The 2,994-nt window shown below is 35.1% G+C and carries 4 protein-coding genes and 1 tRNA gene; 4 read left to right on the top strand and 1 reads right to left on the bottom strand.

Annotated features, from left to right (window positions below; translation table 11 throughout):
- The 4 genes from ON15_RS04345 to ON15_RS11605 form a co-directional block, all read left to right on the top strand.
- A partial coding sequence (locus ON15_RS04345; protein WP_010580256.1) for an exodeoxyribonuclease III occupies positions 1-547 on the top strand: 547 nt, incomplete at its 5' end.
- Between the two features lie 6 nt (positions 548-553).
- Entirely contained in the window at positions 554-1,090 is a 537-nt protein-coding gene (locus ON15_RS04350) for a 3'-5' exonuclease (protein WP_010580257.1), read from the top strand.
- A gap of 46 nt (positions 1,091-1,136) precedes the next feature.
- The gene (locus ON15_RS04355) at positions 1,137-1,607 is read left to right on the top strand and encodes a glutathione peroxidase (protein WP_010580258.1); all 471 of its coding nucleotides are present in this window, start codon (positions 1,137-1,139) and stop codon (positions 1,605-1,607) included.
- 152 nt (positions 1,608-1,759) lie between these two features.
- Positions 1,760-1,852 (top strand): transposase, encoded by a 93-nt coding sequence (locus tag ON15_RS11605; RefSeq protein WP_141567391.1) that lies wholly within the window; start codon positions 1,760-1,762, stop codon positions 1,850-1,852.
- A gap of 131 nt (positions 1,853-1,983) precedes the next feature.
- Here the strand turns inward: ON15_RS11605 and ON15_RS04360 are convergent.
- Positions 1,984-2,055, bottom strand: a tRNA-Gln gene (locus tag ON15_RS04360).
- Between the last annotated feature and the right edge of the window lie 939 nt (positions 2,056-2,994).

A 2,994-nucleotide genomic window follows, 5' to 3' on the forward strand; every position in this document is an offset into this window, starting at 1 on the left:
GTCCCCCGCAATAAAGGTTACAAATGGAATTGGAATCGATGAATTTGATCACGAAGGTCGGGTTATCACTCTTGAATATGAACAATTTTATTTAGTTGATTGCTACACCCCAAATTCGCAGCAGAAATTAAAGCGGCTAGATTTTCGCTTAAAATGGGAATTAGCTTTTCAAACTTATTTAAAAAAACTCGATCAAACAAAACCAGTTATTTTATGTGGCGATCTAAACGTTGCGCACCAAAAGATTGATTTAAAAAACTGGAAAACTAATCGACATAATGCTGGCTTTTCTGATCAAGAACGTCAAGCAATGACCAGTCTATTGGATAAAGGATTTATTGATTCTTTTCGTTTTCTTCATCCAGAAACAACTGGAATTTATTCTTGGTGGAGTTATCGCTTTCATGCCAGAGAAAACAATGCTGGCTGGCGAATTGACTATTTTATTGTTTCAGATCGTTTAAAAAATCGAATTTTAAAAGCTGATATTTTAACAAATATTTATGGTTCAGACCATTGTCCAGTCGAATTGGAACTTAAGGAGTGAAACTAAATGGACTTTGTAGCAATTGATTTTGAAACTGCTAATGCACAACGGGCCAGCGCCTGTTCACTTGCCTTAACTGTTGTCAAAAATAATCAGGTAACTGACCAGCTTTATTCATTACTAAATCCACATACTTACTTTGATCAACGCAATATTCGTATCCATGGTATCACTGCAGACGATATTCAAGAAGCGCCAACGTTGGCTGAATTATGGCCGCATATTGCGAGCTTTTTCCAAGCTGATAAGTTAGTTGCAGCCCACAATGCTCGTTTCGACTGTAGTGTCTTACAAAAATCGTTACAGGCTTTCGATTTGCCACCTGCCCAATTTGCAGTGATTGATAGTTTACAAACTAGTCGGCGTTTACTAAAGGGATTTGAAAATTATCGGTTAAATACCGTTTGTCAGAACTTAAATATTAAACTTGAACATCATCACAATGCACTAGATGATAGCTTAGCCTGTGCAAATATTCTTTTATGGCAAGCCAAACATTTTGGACAGGAAAATTTGCTGCCATTTATCAAAACACCACAATAAATTAAGCATCTATTAATTTTGAATAATCAATAAAGGAGCAATTTAAATGAGCGAAGAATTTTACAATTTTGAATTCACATTAATGAATGGCGAAAACAAAAAATTGGCTGATTATCAAGGCAAGGTGTTAATCATCGTTAATACTGCCAGCAAATGTGGTCACACTCCACAGTTTGCAGACTTAGAAAAACTTTACCAAGAATTTGGACCTGATAAATTTAAAATTATTGGATTTCCATGCAACCAGTTTCTGCGTCAAGATCCAGGGACTAACAAAGAAATTGAGTCCTTTTGCCGCAAAAACTTTGGTGTGACCTTTGACATTTCACAAAAAGTAAAAGTACGCGGGAAGGAAGCAATTCCTTTATTCAAATATCTGATTGCTAGGACTAACAATCAACCTATCAAATGGAACTTTACCAAATTTTTAATTGATCAAAAAGGTCAGCTTGTCAAACGGCTTGAACCAAAAGAAAATCCATTACAACTGGCAGCTGACATTGAAAATCTAATTTAGCAGTTATTTTACTACGATTACCCAGCCTTTTTACTAAATACATTCGCAGTGAACTGTGACTTGATTATTTTAATCTTTCAAAATGCAAACGATTATCAAAACTATGAACCAATTTTTCCAATAAAAAAGGCCCTCATGATGAGGAACCAGGAATCAATCGTAAAATCAAAGCACTTAAACGGATCTGTTACGGATTCAAAAATATGGATCATTTTTATGCCAGAATTCTTTTAATTGTAAAATAAAGAAGCCCCCGTTCAGAGGACTTCATGGTTCCACCAATATAGTTTGACGAAAACCCCCATTTTCCAACTAATAAGCTAAAACAAAATTAAACAACAATAATTAATAATACTACTTAACCGAAAAAGACCGACTGGGTTAGCTGGATTCGAACCAGCGCATGAGGGAGTCAAAGTCCCTTGCCTTACCACTTGGCTATAACCCAAAAGTAAAAGCACTAAATCCATCCGATTCAGCACAAGAATATATATCCCAATGAAATACCATCAATTAGCTAAATCCTAACCGACTTTTTTTATAATAACACACTCTGTTACTAGAGACAATAACTTTTTATTCAAAGTAGAAACATTCTAGATTTAAAATCTAAATGCTACCACTAAAAGCAACCACTCCTCCACGAGATTATACACTTGAAATACCTATAAATTTACGGAAATACAGCTCAATAATGCGTCATTCCAGGAATAACACCGCTAAGTTAGTTAACGGCTCGCGACGATCAAAAATTTTTAATATGTCAATGGGTTGAAAGTTTTGATTCAAGCTGCTAAATCAAAACTGGATCACAGAGATACCAAGCCAGTATACGTCTTTAACAGTGTTTTACATGAGGACATACTTGGGCGAGATCCTGGCACTCGCTTGGAAAGACATCAACTTCAAACACAAAACGATCTCAATCAATAAGTCCTATGAATATCATGGGCACCGAATCAAATCAACAAAGACTTTAGCATCTAACCGAATAATCGAAGTGAATGCTGATCTGCTGAACTGTCTTAAACAGCTGCAAGCAAATCATACAGACTATGGATTTAAAAATAATCAGAATACTATTCCTAGTTTCGTGCAGTAATAAAAGATTAAATGGTTTATCAAATCAGTCTAAAATAATAAGCTAGGATTTCATTCTCAAGACATGCACTGATTGCTTATTTGTTTTTTTCAAGGAGTTGACCTCTACGCTTTTAACAAATGACTTGACCACTCCAATATGATGATCACTGCAAAAAATATATGCCTACCTTATCGATAGGGACAAAACTCTTAATGACAATAAGATAGGGCGACTGTTAGACAAAACCGGACAACAAAGTTATATTTTATAACGGCTTTTAGCTGATTATAAAAAAAGGTTCTA

The sequence above is a fragment of the Liquorilactobacillus vini DSM 20605 genome, from assembly GCF_000255495.1.
GTDB classification, from domain to species: domain Bacteria; phylum Bacillota; class Bacilli; order Lactobacillales; family Lactobacillaceae; genus Liquorilactobacillus; species Liquorilactobacillus vini.

Coding starts and splice junctions, on each gene's coding strand:
- ON15_RS04350 (WP_010580257.1), top strand. CDS start 554: ATGGACTTTGTAGCAATTGATTTTGAAACTGCTAATGCACAACGGGCC.
- ON15_RS04355 (WP_010580258.1), top strand. CDS start 1,137: ATGAGCGAAGAATTTTACAATTTTGAATTCACATTAATGAATGGCGAA.